We start from the raw sequence: 14,982 nt of genomic DNA on the forward strand, positions 1-14,982 counted from the left end.
CGGGACCTGATGCTGCTCGCCGCGGGCACCCACGGCGATCCGCACACCGTGCTCGGCGCACACCCGCATCCGGACGGCACCGAGATCAGCGTGCTGCGCCCGCACGCGGAGTCGGTCACCGTCCGCATCGGCACCGCCGACCATGCACTGAAGTCGTTGGGGCACGGCATCTTCGCCGCGGTCGTCCCCTACCCCGAGGTGATGGACTACCGCATCGTCACCACCTACCCGGGCGGCCGCACCATTCTCTCCGCCGACGGCTACCGCTTCCTGCCGACGGTCGGTGAACTGGACCTGCACCTGATCGGCGAGGGCCGCCACGAGCGACTGTGGGACGTGCTCGGCGCGCACCCGCGCCGCTACACCACCCTCGACGGCGAGGTGGACGGGACCTCGTTCGCGGTGTGGGCGCCGAATGCGCGCGGCGTCACCGTGATCGGCGATTTCGACGGCTGGAGCGGGCACACCGCGCCGATGCGCGCGCTCGGGTCGTCCGGCGTGTGGGAAGTGTTCGTGCCCGGAGTCGGGCCGGGCATGAAGTACAAGTTCCGGGTGCACGGCGCGGACGGCCGCACGGTCGACCACGCCGACCCGATGGCGTTCGCCACCGAACTCCCGCCCGCCACCGCATCGGTGGTCACCGAGAGCCACTACGTCTGGGACGACAAGGCCTGGCTGGACACCCGCGCGAGCACCGACCCCAACCAGGCGCCGATGAGCGTCTACGAAGTGCACCTCGGCTCCTGGCGACCGGGCCTCGGTTATCGCGAATTGGCCGACCAGCTGGCCGATTACGTGCAGGCCGCCGGATACACCCACATCGAACTGCTGCCCATCGCCGAACATCCCTTCGGCGGCTCCTGGGGCTATCAGGTCACCTCGTACTACGCGCCCACCGCGCGCTTCGGCACGCCGGACGACTTCCGCGCCTTCGTCGATCGGCTGCACCGAGCGGGCATCGGCGTGCTGCTCGACTGGGTGCCCGCGCACTTCCCACGCGACGAATGGGCGCTGGCCCGCTTCGACGGCACCCCGCTCTACGAGCACGCCGACCCGCGCCGCGGCGAGCAACTCGACTGGGGCACCTACGTTTTCGACTTCGGCAGACACGAGGTGCGCAACTTCCTGGTGGCCAACGCGCGCTACTGGATCGAGGAGTTCCACATCGACGGGCTGCGCGTCGACGCCGTCGCCTCCATGCTGTACCTGGATTACTCACGCCCCGAAGGGGGTTGGGAGCCCAACGTGTACGGCGGCCGGGAAAACCTGGAGGCCGTCGACTTCCTGCAGGACCTCAACAACACCGTGCACCGCCATCATCCCGGCGTGGTCACCATCGCCGAGGAGTCAACCAGCTGGCCGGGCGTCACCCGCGGCACCGACGTCGGTGGCCTGGGCTTCACCATGAAATGGAACATGGGCTGGATGCACGACACCCTCGACTTCCTGCAGCGCGACCCGATCCACCGCTCCTGGCACCACAACGAGATCACCTTCTCGCTGATGTACGCGTGGAGCGAGAACTTCGTGCTGCCGATCAGCCACGACGAAGTGGTGCACGGCAAAGGCACACTCTGGACCAGGATGCCCGGCGACGACTTCGCCAAGGCCGCGGGCGTGCGGGCCCTGCTGGCCTACATGTGGGGTCACCCCGGCAAGCAAGTGCTGTTCATGGGCCAGGATTTCGGCCAGTTCCGCGAGTGGTCGCACGATCGCGGGCTGGACTGGGCAGAGCTGGAAAACCCACTGCACCAAGGGATCACGGCGGCCGTGCGGGACCTCAACACGGTGTACCGCGCCCGGCCCGCGCTGTGGAGCCAGGACATCACCCCGGGCGGCTACTCGTGGATCGAGGCGAACGACCAGGCGAACAATGTGCTGGCGTTCCTGCGGTACGGGTCGGACGGGTCGGTAGTCGCCTGCGTGTACAACTTCTCCGGCTCGGTGCACGGTGAGTACCGGGTGGGCCTGCCGTTCGCCGGACAGTGGACCGAGATCCTGAACACCGACGCCGCCGAATACGGCGGATCGGGTATCGGAAACCTGGGTGCTGTCAAGGCCACTGACGAGGGTTGGCACGGTCGGCCGGCCTCGGCGACGATCGCGCTGGCACCCAACAGCGCCGTCTGGCTGGCCCCGGACAGCTGACATTCGGTCGGGTGACAGCCGGATCCGTTCGGTCCAGCGATAGCAACGACAGCGCCCCGCCACCCGATTCGATCCGGGATGACGGGGCGAGTTGCGTTGTCGGGATGCGCCGCCGGCCGAGCTAGTACAGCGCGGCAGCCAGCTTGCGGCGAGCGGCGACCACGAACGGCTCGGCCTGATCGAACAATTCGAAGAGTTCGAGCAGGCGGGTGCGCGCCTTGGTGCGGTCGTCGCCCGCGGAACGCTTGACGACCGCGATCAGACGGTCGAACGCGGCCTCCGGCTGCTGATCGAGCATCTCCACGTCGGCGGCGTCGAGCGCGGCGTCCACATTGCCGAGGTCGGCGTCGGCGGTCGCGATCGCCGATGCCGGGATGTTCTGCGCGCGGCCGAGGAACCGCAGCTGGCGCAGCGCGCCCTTGGCTTCCTCGTTGCCCGGTTCCGCGGCGATGATCGCCTCGTAGGCGGCCTCGGCGCCGGCCAGGTCGCCCTGCTCCAGCGCCGTCTCCGCGGCGACGAAGCGAGGGTCCTCCGGCGCCTCCTGCGGCTCCTCGCCGCCGGGCAGCTTGCCCGCCACCGCGTCGATGACCGCGCTCAGCCACTGCCGAACCTGCGGCTCCGGCTGGGCGCCCTGGAAGTCGGCCAGCGGCTGGCCGCCCGCGACCGCGATGACGGTCGGGATGCCCTGCACACCGAACGCCTGCGCAATCCGCATATTGGCCTCGGCCTCGACGGTGGCCAGGTCCCAGGCGCCGTTCGCCTCGCCGACCAACCGCTCCAGCGTGCGGACCAGCTCGACACTGCCCGGACTGCGTTGCGAGTACAGCGCGACGACCACCGGCACCTGCACCGAGCGGCGTAGCACCTTGGTCTCGAAGTTCGCCTCGTTCACCGCGTAGTCGCCGCCGTTGGCGGCGGCACCGGGCGCACCGGCGGGCGGTTGCTTCAAACCGGAGAGATCAACTGCCCCGGACATGGCGGCGACAGCGGCTGGCGAAGGACGGCGTGCAGCAGGTCGAGTCACGGTTTCCAGTTTGTCACGACGTGGCGGCGGCCGGAGCCCCGGATCCGCCAGAATTCGCGTTGCTCAGCTCACCGAGCTTGCCCGAGCGGACCGCCCAGATCTCGAACAGCACGGTGAAGAACGGCGGGATGCTGGACAGCAGCGCGAGCACCGTGGTCTTCGCGTTCCAGCCGAGCTCACGCGCGGTCACGATGGCGAGGATCACGAAAAGCACGAAGATGATGCCGTGCGTCATGCCGAACACCTTCACCGGCCACAGCACCGGCTCGGGGAGGCGCTTGAACACCATGCCGACGATCAGAAAAACCCACGAGATCGCCTCGAGTACCGCGATGAAACGAAACCGCTTCGCGACGGTGCTCAGGTCGAAGACATTGCCCATGCGCACCATTGTGCCGGATGCACTACGACGTGTCGTAGTGCGACGGGTCACATTCGACCGCCGCCGCCCGCCGTCCGAGCGCGCAGACGACTCGGCCCCCGTGCACCTGCACGGGGGCCGACGACGAACTCGCTTGCGGCAGAACTAGACCCGGACAATCAGGGCATCGCCCTGACCGCCGCCACCGCACAGCGCGGCGGCACCGACGCCACCACCGCGGCGCTTCAGCTCCAGCACCAGGTGCAGCAGGATGCGCGCACCGGACATGCCCAGCGGGTGCCCGATCGCGATCGCGCCACCGTTGACGTTCACCTTCGCCGGATCGATGCCCAGCTTGCGGGTCGAGGCGACACCGACCGCCGCGAACGCCTCGTTGATCTCCACCAGATCCAGGTCGGCGGGCGAGATACCCTCGCGCGCACAGGCCTTCGCGATGGCGTTGGCCGGCTGATCCTGCAGCGTCGAATCCGGGCCCGCGACCACGCCTGCGGCGCCGATCTCGGCGATCCAGCTCAGACCCAGCTCCTCGGCCTTGGCCTTGCTCATCACCACGACCGCGGCGGCGCCGTCGGAGATCTGCGAGGCGGTGCCCGCGGTGATCGTGCCGTCCTTGCGGAACGCGGGGCGCAACTTGGCCAGCGACTCCGCGGTGGTGTCGGCGCGGATGCCCTCGTCGGCGGCGACCAGCAGCGGGTCGCCCTTGCGCTGCGGCACCGAGACCGGGACCACCTCGTCGTCGAAGACGCCGTTCTTCCACGCCTCGGCCGCGCGCTGGTGCGAGGCCGCGGCGAACGCGTCCTGGTCTTCCCGGCTGACCGGCTCGGTGTCGTTGCGCTGTTCGGTCAGCGCGCCCATCGGCTGGTCGGTGAAGATGTCGTGCAGGCCGTCGTAGGCCATGTGGTCACGCAGCGTCACGTCGCCGTACTTGAAGCCCTCGCGGCTCTTCTCCAGCAGATGTGGGGCCTGGCTCATCGACTCCTGGCCGCCCGCGACCACGATCTCGTACTCGCCGGCCCGGATCAGCTGGTCCGCCAACGCGATTGCGTTGATACCGGACAAACACACCTTGTTGACGGTGAGCGCGGGCACGTCCATCGGAATGCCCGCCGCCGCGGCCGCCTGCCTGGCCGGGATCTGGCCCGCACCCGCGGTGAGCACCTGGCCCATGATCACGTAGTCGACCTGCTCCGGCGCGACGCCACCCTTTTCCAGCGCAGCCTTGATGGCGAAGCCGCCGAGGTCGGAACCGCTGAAGTCCTTGAGGCCGCCGAGCAGGCGACCGACGGGGGTGCGTGCGCCGGAGACGATCACGGAAGAAATCACGACTGAGCCTCGCTATCTAGGTTGCGCAGAGTTCCGTACTCCACGGTAACCGCTACGCCCGAGTTGCCGGTACGCAGGTAGCGGCTACCTTCGAGTAGTGAGCAACGTTATGGATTCGTCCGATTTCATCCCCGCGGACTACGTCGTCGCCATCGACCACGTCGGTGTCGCCGTGCCCGACCTGGATGTCGCGGTTGCCTGGTATGCCGAGAACCTCGGCATGATCGAGACCCACCGCGAGGTCAACGAGGCCCAGGGTGTGCACGAGGCGATGCTCTCGCTGCCCGGCGCCCCCGACCGTGGGACTGCCCTGCAGTTGCTGGCTCCGCTCAACGAGGAGTCGACCATCGCTAAGTTCATCGACCGTAACGGCGCGGGCCTGCAGCAACTGGCCTACCGGGTCACCGACATCGATGCCGTCTCCGCGCACCTGCGCGCGCGGGGCCTGCGTTTGCTGTACGAGGCGCCGAGGCCTGGAACAGCGGATTCCCGCATCAATTTCATCCATCCGAAGGATGCTGGCGGTGTGCTGATCGAGTTGGTCGAGCCGAACGCGAATGTTACGCACTAGTATCAAGATCGGGCGGGCAAAACTCTTCGGAATCACATTCGCGGTCGAGTCACCATCAGGTCTCTGTAGGCTGTAGTTTGTGTGCCATGTCGTCACCTGAGTCCGATCGCAATCGCTTCGTTGCACTGCCCTTCACCGTTGTGCGCAAGGGTTATGCGCAAGACGAGGTACGCAACTACTTCGACCGCTTCGACGCCGAACTAAGGGTCACCGCTACCGACCGGGATGCTGCTGCGGCACAAGCCCGTAACCTCGCGAGCCAGCTCGAGGATGCGCGTGACGAGATCGACGAGCTCCGCAAGGAGGTCGACCGACTCTCGGTGCCGCCCACCACCGCGGAAGGCATGTCCGACCGCATCTCCCGCATGCTGCGGCTGGCCTCCGACGAGGCCTCCGAGGTTCGGGCCCTGGCCCAGGCCGAGGCTGCGGAGATGGTGTCGATCGCGGAGCAGCAGGCCACCGAGATGCGTGGCAAGTACGAGTCGTTGCTGGCCGAAACCAAGGAAAAGCGCGAGGCGCTCGAGATCGAGTTCGAGCAGACCCTGGCAAACGCGCGCACCGAATCCGCCAAGATCATCGAGGCCGCGCAGGCCGAGGCCGACCGCCTCGGCAAGGAAGCCGACGCCAAGCGCAAGGCGACCCAGCAGGACTTCGAGGTCACCATGGCGGAGCGGCGCACCAAGCTCACCCGCGCCATGGAGGAGCTGGAGGCCACCAGTCGCGCCGAGGCCGCACAGCGGATCAAGGACGCGACCGACGAGGCCAACCGCCTCATCACCTCCGCGACCCAGACCTCCGAGCGCAAGATCGCGCACGCGAAGGAACTGGCCGAGGAGATGCGCGTGCTGCGCGGACGCGTGCTCGCCCAGCTGCTCGGCATCCGCGGCCAGCTCGACTCGGTGCCCGCGATGCTCGCCGCGGTCAACCGGGAAAGCGAACTGCTGGACGGTGTTCCGGATCAGCGCAAGTCGATCAGCAACAACACCAAGCAGGTCTCCGGTTCCAGCCGCAAGGCCATCCCCGAGGTTGCCTCGGAAGAGGATGACATCGTCGACGAGGAGCGCGAGAACGCCGACATCAGCAACTAATCGGCGGGCCAAGCGGCGACTAACGCAGTAACCCAACCGAATTCACACCAAGGCCGCCCCTTCCCGGGGCGGCCTTCCTAATTCCCGGAGGTCACTAGGACTTCTAGAGCACGCCACCGGCGAACAGCCACAAGAACATCGAGCGCCGACGTCACGGCCCCGAGCTATCGCCCTCTCCAGCAAGGGCATTCGCAACGAACATCGCGATTCGGCGGAATCCATTCGGCCACAGAACCATTCAGAATGCGCGAACCGATCAGCGACCGGCGTTCACGACCAGCGGCGCGTGATCCCCCGCGTTTGCCGCCCGTTCCAGCAACCGCGGTGCCAATGCCTGCGATCGTCCTCACCGCCATCGGCAGCCCACGCGACGATGTGCGCAACCCCCAGCGCGATCTCATGGTCACATCCCGGGCAGCGATACACCTTCACCGCTCGAGCACCTGGGATGGTCCGAACAACGTAGGTCTCGTCCCCACCCGGCCCCGCCTCGGTCCGGCCGAAGACATCACCGAGCGGCGCACCGCCCGTCCGCGAGCGGCCCGTGTGACCGTCTGCGCGCGGTTTCCGACGAGGCATGCTGCCAGCCTATTACTCGCGTGGAGGTTGCTCTGATCGGCCGCTACCCATCCCGCTGCGGTGCCGGACGGATCGGCGGGCTCGACCTGCCGCGATCCGTCCGAATGTGGCACAGTAGGGCACCGCCGGAACGCCCCGCCGGACCCGCGGTGACCAGGTTCGCAGCAATCTCACAGGGAATACCAGGATCGAACACAGCGGCGTCCGCGATCATGGAGGGACACCGCACAGACACGGAGGTATCTATGGCCGTCGCGACGACCACGGACGACCGCATACCGGTCGTCGGTTCTCGTTGGTGGCGACCGAGGGTGCCCGCGACCGTCGGCTATCTGTCCGCTCTTGTCATCGTCACGTCGATCTTCTCGGCGCTGAGCGATTCGGCGCAGTCGAAGGTGGTGCTGCACGCCAGCACCAACCTGCACAACCTGCTGCAAGGCCGGGTCGTCACGCTGCTGTCGAGCGCGCTGGTGATCGGTGATGTCGGCACCGCGTGGTTGATCATGCCGCTGCTGGCCTGCCTGCTCGCGCTGGCGGAGCTGCGGTTCGGCGCGCTGCACATGGTGCGCGTCTTCCTGGCCGGGCACATCGGTGCGACGCTGCTCGTCGCGGCGGGGCTCTGGGTAGCGGTCGAGTTCGATTGGATGCCCGCCAGTGTGCGCTGGAGCGAGGACGTCGGTATCAGCTACGGCGCCATGGCTTTGATCGGCGCGCTGGTCTTCGTCGTGCCGAGCAGGCTGCGGATCGCCTGGGCCACAGTGTGGTTCACGGCCGCGGTGGCCGGCGTGCTGGTCGGACAGAACTTCACCAGCGTCGGCCATCTGCTGGCGTTCTGCATCGGCTCGGGTGTCGGCTACGGCATGATCCGGACCAAGACGCCGGTCACTCGGCGGTTCACCAGGGTGGAGCGGGCGTTACTCGGCACCAGCGTGATTCTGGCCGCCGCCGTCCTCTTCGGCTGAGCGACACGATGCCGCGAGTCGAGGCGGGCTGACGTCCGCGGTCGCCGGTTGGTCACCTAGAGTGCTTGGGTGCGCCTAGTGATTGCTCGCTGTCAGGTCGACTACGTAGGGCGACTCACCGCCCATCTCGCGATGGCCCGCCGCCTGCTGTTGGTGAAAGCCGATGGCTCGGTCCTCGTGCATTCCGACGGCGGCTCGTACAAGCCGCTGAACTGGATGAGCCCGCCGTGCTGGCTGGAAGAGCGCGGCGCCGCTGACATCCCCGAGGGCGCGAAGGCCCTGTGGGTGGTCACCAACAAGGCCGGCGAGGAACTCCGCATCACCATCGAGGACATCGAGCACGACTCCTCGCACGAGCTCGGCATCGACCCCGGTCTGGTGAAAGACGGTGTGGAAGCCCACCTCCAGGTCCTCCTGGCCGAGCACGTCACCACCCTCGGCCCCGGCTACAGCCTGATCCGCCGCGAATACATGACCGCGATCGGCCCGGTCGATCTGCTCTGCCGGGACGCCGAGGGCGCCACCGTCGCGGTCGAGATCAAGCGCCGCGGCGAGATCGACGGCGTCGAACAGCTCACCCGCTACCTCGAACTGCTCAACCGCGACCCCCTGCTCGCACCGGTAGCAGGCGTCTTCGCCGCCCAGCAGATCAAACCGCAGGCCCGCACCCTCGCCGAAGACCGCGGAATCCGTTGTCTCGTCCTCGATTACGACGCCCTGCGCGGCACCGAGAGCACCGAATTCCGCCTGTTCTGAGGCGTATCAGCCCTCGAACGGGATGAAATCTTCTTTGCGGGCGCCACACACCGGGCACACCCATCCGTCGGGGATGTCGGCGAACGGGGTGCCCGGTGCGATCCCGCCATCCGGGTCACCTTCGGCCGGATCGTAGATCGCTCCGCAGGTCACGCAGATCCACAGTGCGGCAATATCATTGAGCGCCCTGCCCTGCGCCGTTCGCACACCGTCGCCGGTCACGGCTCGACCGGTCCGGCCAACGAACCGAGCGAGAACCGGTTGCCGCGGCGGAAGGTGCCGAAGTCGTTGAACCGAACGCCGCGTTCGCGCAAGATCACCTGGCATTCCCGCCTGATCGCCTCGCGTACATAGAACGGATCGCGGACCAAGAAGTGGTGAATGGCGTGTGTGCCACCGAAGTTGAAGCACAGTGCCTGCATCGGCCACAACCACTTCGCCGTCCAGACCTGCGTCTGCTGCAGAACGTTGTGCGCCTCGACGTCGCCGTAGTAGTGCAGGTTCGAGCTGACGAAATGCAGGCAGAAGGTTCGAATCATGTTGGGAGCCAACAGGGTAATCGCCAGGAAGTTCATGGCGTGATACGCGGCGTTGTGCGGGACGTTTCCGCCGAACAACTCGTAGACGTGCACCCCGATCGCAATGTGCCACAGCCCGTAATGGACTGCGCCCAGCGGGAAATAGCCCAGTGGAACCGTCACCGCCAGGAAGCGGGCATCGGCGGCGTCGCGTGCCGCACGCGCCACATACTCGTTGACTATTCGATGCGTACGGAACGGCCGGGTGTAGATGCCCAGCATGGTGTCCAACAGACTGAGCAGACGATGCCCACCCCACCGCTGACCATTGGTGATGCCGCGTTCCTCGAGATCGGACTCGGTGCCAGATACCTCATGGTGATGCAGGTGCAGGCGTCGACGAACCCACGGGTTGATGGTGCTGGGCCGAAACACCCAAACGCCGAGCATGATCGCGTTGTGTGCCCACTTGTTTCGACGGAAATACATCGAGTGGATCAGGTCGTGCTCGAGTTCGTGCAGCAGCGACAACCAAAACGCCGTCGCCAATATCGTTGTCCACCAAGGCAACACACCCGCCGCATACAACACTGCGTCGCCGAGCACACCGCCGACGGACACCGCGAAGATCGCCGTCCCGACCGCGTTCTGATGGCTGCTGATCCACGGATGCCTTGCCCGCCAACGGTCACCGACGCCGATGATCTCCGCTCGAATCGTAGCGATCCGGTCCGCGTCCTGCTGCGCGAGACCGCGTTCTCCGGGTAACCGAGTTGCGAGCCGCATGGTTTCTCCTGTCGTAGATCGCCGGAAGTGGTAGTTGCCGCAGCGCCCGGCCGGTCAGGTCGCCCGCACCTCGTTCGCCAGACCGGCGTAATCGAGGTACCACCCGATCAGGGCCCGCTGGTAGTCCTGGTCCATCGGGAAGTGGAGGGGCGAGCCGTGTCGCTCGGCGACGTCCTGCGCAAAGGCCTTGGCCCCCTCCACATGCGGGGCGTAGAACCGCATCGCATTGTGAAATCGACGCTCGACGGCAGTGAATCCCGCTGCGGAAGTGACATATTCGGGCTCAGGTATACCCGTCATCGAGGACATGACCGCCATGAAGTCCCGCATGGTCGGCGCGGATCCGTTCGTCAAATGAACGATGCTTTCATCGAGGCTCAGTCGCATCGACAGCGAAACCGCTTGTTGCACCAGGAGATCGACCGGGATGAGGTTGATCTGCGCGGCGGGGTCGGCCAGTATGCGTCGCTGCTGCATGACAAAGTTCGGGCCGAACACCTTCTCCACCCGCCGCTTGAAAAGGCACGCCTCACGGATCAATCCGTACAATCCGGTAAAGCTGGTGGCAGCGTAGGTCTTGCTGTGACCGACCACGATGCTCGGTCGCCAAATTCGGGTTCTCATCGACTCACGCTGCGCGACAACGCCTTCGGCTACGATTTTGCTGAGCTCGTACTGGTTGTTGGGGTTGACCTCATCCGCGACCGCGGACTCCACGATCTTCCCTACTGCGGCTCCGGCCACGTATGCGGTACTCATGTAATTGAACCGGGCGACACCGAGCTTCTCGGACAGGTCGAGCAGCCTGCGCGTGCCGTCCACGTTCACCGCGAAGATCTTGTCCCTGTTCCGATCCTCGAACTCGAGCGACGCCGCGCAGTGCCACACATCCGTGATGCCATGTGCCGGTAAACGCTTGACAATCTCGGCGGACAAGAGGTCACCGGCCGCGACATGCAGTCGGTCCTGGTGCCGATCGATGAAATCCCTGTCTCGACCGTATGATTCGGCCGCGACACGCAACGCAGCCAGGCATCGTCCCTCCGCCCCGGAGGCGCCGTCCCGCACGACCAGGTGGATCGGCGCACCGGTTTTCTCCAGCAGTTCCAGAGTCAGCGCACCGCCGACGAACCCGGTCGCACCGGTTAGCAAATAGCTGCCCATCTCGATCCTCACTCAGGGTGTGGGAACGGCGTCCGCGACGCGTTCCCTGTCCTCGGTCGGGTTCTCCGCTTCCGGCCCGCGGCCGCGAGTGGGCCGCCCAGCCACGGGGAACGAAGGGAACCACCAGTTCCAGCGACCCATGATCTGCATCAACGCAGGCACCAAGACGAGCCGGATCAAGGTGGCGTCGATGATCAAGGCGATCGCGATGGTGAATCCGAAGACGCGCAAGCCGCTGATATCGGAGACGAGCAGGCTGCCGAATGCGACGGCAAGGATCGCGGCCGCGAGTGATATCGGCCGCGCGGTCCGTTGCAGACCCACCGCCACCGAGCGGCGGGTATCGCCGGTGGCTCGGTACTCCTCCTGGATTCGGCGAACGAGGAACAATTCGTAGTCCGTCGACAGCCCGAACAGCAGGACGAATACCATCAACGGCACCTGTGGCCAAATAGTGCCTTGCCCTGCCAACTCGGCTACCTCGCCGCCGCGGTCGCCCTGGAACAGCAGCACCGTCAGGCCGAATGCCGCACCGGTTGCCAGCAGGCTCATCGCTATCGCTTTCAGCGGCAGTAGCAGGCTGCGCAGCACGACGACCAACATCGCGAACATCATCGCCAGCACACAGGCGATCACCCACCACAGCTTCGCCGAGGTCTCGGTGAGGAGGTCGGTGACCAGCGCGCTGGACCCGCCGACCAGCACCTGATGCCCAGGCGGAGCGGCCGCTGGCACGATCTGTGAGCGGATACGTTGCACCAACGGCACTACGGCGGGGGAATCGGGTAGGTGTCGCGGGACGACCAGCAAGGCGGTGAGGTCGACCCCGTCGTCGAGCCCGCTGGCCGCGGCGATGTCCGGATCCGCGCGCAGAGCAGCCAAGAGTGGCTCGATGTCCGGGCGGTCCGTATCGGCTGACCGCCGTAGCAGAACGAACACCGTGCTCGTCAGGCCGGGCGCGTCCTGGTCCACGATGTCCTGACCGACGCGCCCTGCCGTGCCTGCCAGTGCTTCGCGTTCCATATTGATGCCGAGCCGTAGATCGGGCACCGGTGCCGCCGCCAACAGCAGGCCGACCGTGACGGCCACGGCGTAGGGCCAGGGGTGGCGCATCAGATGCTCGGCCCAGCGCGCCAGCCGCGGCGGCCCCTCAGCCGCGACGTAGCCGAGGGCAGCGCGGCGAGACATCCAACGCGGGCGCCATTCGAGCCACCGAGTGAGTGTCACCAGAACAGCGGGCAACAGCGACATCGAGGCGGCCAAGGCGACGGTGGTCACCGCCATGACACCGACCGCGGCTTGCACGAATACGTGCCAGTGCACCAAGAACAGGCTCGAACACGCCAGAATAAGGATCAAACCCGAGTACACCACCGTGCGTCCGGTCGTGCCGGCCGCCGTGGCGATAGCGTTCTCCCGGTCGGCTCCCGCGGCCAACTCCTCGCGGTAGCGGTTCGTCACGAACAACGCGTAGTCGATGCCGATTCCCAAGCCGACCGCGTTCACTCCGACAAGCAACATTCCGTCCACCGGGAACACCTCGGTCAGCATCGCGAACAGCCCGAGGGTGGTCACCACCGCCGCACCCGCGATGCCCGCCGGCACCAGGGCGGCCACCGGGGATCGCAGACCCACCAGTAGCACGACTATCGCCACGGGTACCGCGACCAGCTCGATGCGCATGAGATCCGCGATCTCTGCCTGCTGCACCGATTGACCGAAGGCCGCGACCCCCACTAGATAACTTCGCACCGTGCCACCGGATACCGATCGCGCCGCCTGATCGATCGCGGCCTGTTGCGCCGGTATCCGATCTTGGCGCTCCCGGTCGCCGCCGGAAATGCCGACCAGCACGTACGCGGTGTGCTCGTCATGGAACAGCACGCGCAGTGGCTCCATCGCTTCAGGCATTGCCGTAGCCCGGGTGTAGTCGCCGACCATTGGCAACGACACCACACCGGAGATGCCGTCCTGCTCACTCAGCGCGATCTTTCCGGCATCGATCGCTTCCCGGAACGGCGGATCGACCCCCCGATGCGTCGAAGAATGGAACACGGCGATCATCGGATCCTTGCCGAATGACGGCAGGGCTGCACCGAGGATTTCGCCCGCCCGCTGTGATTCGGAGCCCGCGACCTCGACCGGCGGCGACACCACCGAGGCCAGCAGATGCGGCAGGCACAGCAGGCCGGCAACAGTTGCAAGCAGCCAGGCCGCAAATACCCGACGTCGATGCCGGGCCATCAGCACGGCCAGTCGCGCCAAGACATCCTTGCGCATGTCGAGCACACTTCACCCCTTGTGGACGCTCGTCGCCGCACCTCCCGTGCCGGTGTCTACGACGTAGCAGACCGAATCTGGAACGATCACCCGCGCCAACAGACCGGCCCCGTCGCGCTGCGCTGATCGCTGTCAGCGCGGCGCGACGGAAGCCTCAGACACCGACGATCGAACGACTACTCAGCTGTCGGCTTTCTCGATCGTTGCGTTGACCTTTGTCGCCGTGAACTTGTCCGTCGGGATCGAACTGGTCTTGCACTCCTTCATGGTGAAGCCCTTGATAGTCGCTGTGGCAGTCACCTTTTCACCGTTGTCGTTCGTGCCCTCGGCCGTCGCAGTCGCAGGTTTGCCGTCCAACGGAACGGTCACCTTGATGTCACCGGCCTTGGCGAATTCGTCCCCTTCTTTCGCCTGGCCGTTGGCCTTGTCGACCTCCGCCGTCAACTCGCAGGACTTACCGTCCTCGCTCGCAGTCGCCGTGATGGGTCCCGACGTCCCGTTCGCTCCCTCACCTACGCAGTCTTCGTTCTTCTCGTAGTTCTTGAAATTCTTGGTCAGCTCGGCGGTTCCGATGAGGTCGGAACCCTTCTTCTTGATGGTGACCGAGCCTTCACCGTCAGTGCATTTGGACGGTTCCGCGGCGGTCGAGTTCGGGGCATCGACTACCTGCTGGTAGCCGACCGTGGACAAAGCCAACAATCCTGCGGCCACATAGGCGAAGCGGCGTGTGGTCCTACGGCGGTCGGGAGCCGAGTATGTCGACTCGCGCTCTTCTGTTCCTTCGATTGCCATCGCAAACCTTCCCATCGAATGTGAGATCACCGGAACACCTCCGAGGGCACGAACCCGAGGCGGAGGCCATCACGATCCTGCTGAACGCCTGGTGAAGATTGGACTGAGCGCAGAACCTACCATCTGGAATGGTCATCTAGCATTCGTTGCGGAGGCGCCTATGGATGGAGCGAATCGCGCAAAGATGTTTGCGCACAAGGAAATCGGCCTGTCGGTCGACAGTCCAGAAGTGCTGATCGTTCGGCGCGTCCGCACGCACCGCACCCGGCGCTGTCGGCATGCCTGCAAGCGGCACAGCCGCACTCTTTCTCGGGATCCGCACTGACTCTGGACCCCCGCAATGGGTGCAAGTCCCGAGAGAGAGTGCGGATTCTCGCGTGGGGTTGTCTGGGCCGGGCACGCATACTTTCTGATTTCCCGCACAAGGAATCGCATGCAATTCGGTCTGCGGGAAATCAGAAAGTGTGCGGCTGTGGTGTGTAGAAACGACGAAAGCCCCCCAGCGTGAGCTGGGGGGCTTTCGTGAAGGATGTTCCGGCGGTGTCCTACTCTCCCACACCCTGTCGAGTGCAGTACCATCGGCGCTGGCAGGCTTAGCTTCCGGGTTCG

General features: G+C 66.0%; 14 protein-coding genes. 5 read left to right on the forward strand and 9 right to left on the reverse strand.

The features are described from left to right. Nucleotides 1-9: 9 nt before the first annotated feature. Nucleotides 10-2,148, forward strand: a complete 2,139-nt coding sequence (gene glgB, locus IBX18_RS36120) for a 1,4-alpha-glucan branching protein GlgB (protein WP_194837964.1) — start codon at nt 10-12, stop codon at nt 2,146-2,148. A 121-nt stretch (nt 2,149-2,269) separates the two neighbouring features. On the opposite strand, the gene IBX18_RS36125 is transcribed toward glgB, so the two are convergent. From IBX18_RS36125 to IBX18_RS36135, 3 genes are all read right to left on the reverse strand, one after another. Further along, on the reverse strand, nt 2,270-3,124 hold the full coding sequence (locus IBX18_RS36125; RefSeq protein WP_194837928.1) for a tetratricopeptide repeat protein: 855 nt from the start codon (nt 3,122-3,124) through the stop codon (nt 2,270-2,272). Nucleotides 3,125-3,185: 61 nt separating this feature from the next. Next, complete coding sequence (locus tag IBX18_RS36130; RefSeq protein WP_194837929.1) at nt 3,186-3,563, reverse strand: DUF3817 domain-containing protein; 378 nt, start codon at nt 3,561-3,563, stop codon at nt 3,186-3,188. Nucleotides 3,564-3,698: 135 nt separating this feature from the next. Next, entirely contained in the window at nt 3,699-4,877 is a 1,179-nt protein-coding gene (locus IBX18_RS36135; protein WP_194837930.1) for an acetyl-CoA C-acetyltransferase, read from the reverse strand. A 109-nt stretch (nt 4,878-4,986) separates the two neighbouring features. Between IBX18_RS36135 and mce the strand changes: the two genes are divergently transcribed. Together mce and IBX18_RS36145 are read left to right on the forward strand one after the other, a co-directional pair. Beyond that, the gene (mce, locus tag IBX18_RS36140; protein WP_194837965.1) at nt 4,987-5,448 is read left to right on the forward strand and encodes a methylmalonyl-CoA epimerase; all 462 of its coding nucleotides are present in this window, start codon (nt 4,987-4,989) and stop codon (nt 5,446-5,448) included. A gap of 86 nt (nt 5,449-5,534) precedes the next feature. Next, entirely contained in the window at nt 5,535-6,536 is a 1,002-nt protein-coding gene (locus tag IBX18_RS36145; protein WP_107660070.1) for a hypothetical protein, read from the forward strand. 270 nt (nt 6,537-6,806) lie between these two features. On the opposite strand, the gene IBX18_RS42505 is transcribed toward IBX18_RS36145, so the two are convergent. After that, nucleotides 6,807-7,115, reverse strand: coding sequence for an ATP/GTP-binding protein (locus tag IBX18_RS42505; protein WP_107654463.1), 309 nt, complete (start codon nt 7,113-7,115; stop codon nt 6,807-6,809). A gap of 245 nt (nt 7,116-7,360) precedes the next feature. Here IBX18_RS42505 and IBX18_RS36150 point away from each other — a divergent pair, with 245 nt between their 5' ends. Further along, nucleotides 7,361-8,077 carry a rhomboid-like protein gene (locus IBX18_RS36150; protein WP_194837931.1) on the forward strand — a complete coding sequence of 239 codons (717 nt, stop codon included), beginning with the start codon at nt 7,361-7,363 and terminating at the stop codon, nt 8,075-8,077. A 69-nt stretch (nt 8,078-8,146) separates the two neighbouring features. Next, nucleotides 8,147-8,833, forward strand: a complete 687-nt coding sequence (nucS, locus tag IBX18_RS36155) for an endonuclease NucS (RefSeq protein WP_194837932.1) — start codon at nt 8,147-8,149, stop codon at nt 8,831-8,833. A gap of 6 nt (nt 8,834-8,839) precedes the next feature. On the opposite strand, the gene IBX18_RS42510 is transcribed toward nucS, so the two are convergent. The 5 genes from IBX18_RS42510 to IBX18_RS36180 form a co-directional block, all read right to left on the reverse strand. Beyond that, nucleotides 8,840-8,986 (reverse strand): rubredoxin, encoded by a 147-nt coding sequence (locus tag IBX18_RS42510; RefSeq protein ID WP_373889254.1) that lies wholly within the window; start codon nt 8,984-8,986, stop codon nt 8,840-8,842. Nucleotides 8,987-9,051: 65 nt separating this feature from the next. After that, nucleotides 9,052-10,137 (reverse strand): fatty acid desaturase, encoded by a 1,086-nt coding sequence (locus tag IBX18_RS36165; RefSeq protein WP_194837934.1) that lies wholly within the window; start codon nt 10,135-10,137, stop codon nt 9,052-9,054. 54 nt (nt 10,138-10,191) lie between these two features. After that, nucleotides 10,192-11,301 (reverse strand): SDR family oxidoreductase, encoded by a 1,110-nt coding sequence (locus tag IBX18_RS36170; protein WP_194837935.1) that lies wholly within the window; start codon nt 11,299-11,301, stop codon nt 10,192-10,194. Between the two features lie 12 nt (nt 11,302-11,313). Next, entirely contained in the window at nt 11,314-13,581 is a 2,268-nt protein-coding gene (locus IBX18_RS36175; protein ID WP_194837936.1) for an MMPL family transporter, read from the reverse strand. A 180-nt stretch (nt 13,582-13,761) separates the two neighbouring features. Continuing rightward, the gene (locus IBX18_RS36180; protein ID WP_194837937.1) at nt 13,762-14,373 is read right to left on the reverse strand and encodes a hypothetical protein; all 612 of its coding nucleotides are present in this window, start codon (nt 14,371-14,373) and stop codon (nt 13,762-13,764) included. Nucleotides 14,374-14,982 lie beyond the last annotated feature (609 nt).

This window comes from Nocardia sp. XZ_19_369, assembly GCF_015355715.1.
Taxonomy (GTDB): Bacteria; Actinomycetota; Actinomycetes; order Mycobacteriales; family Mycobacteriaceae; genus Nocardia.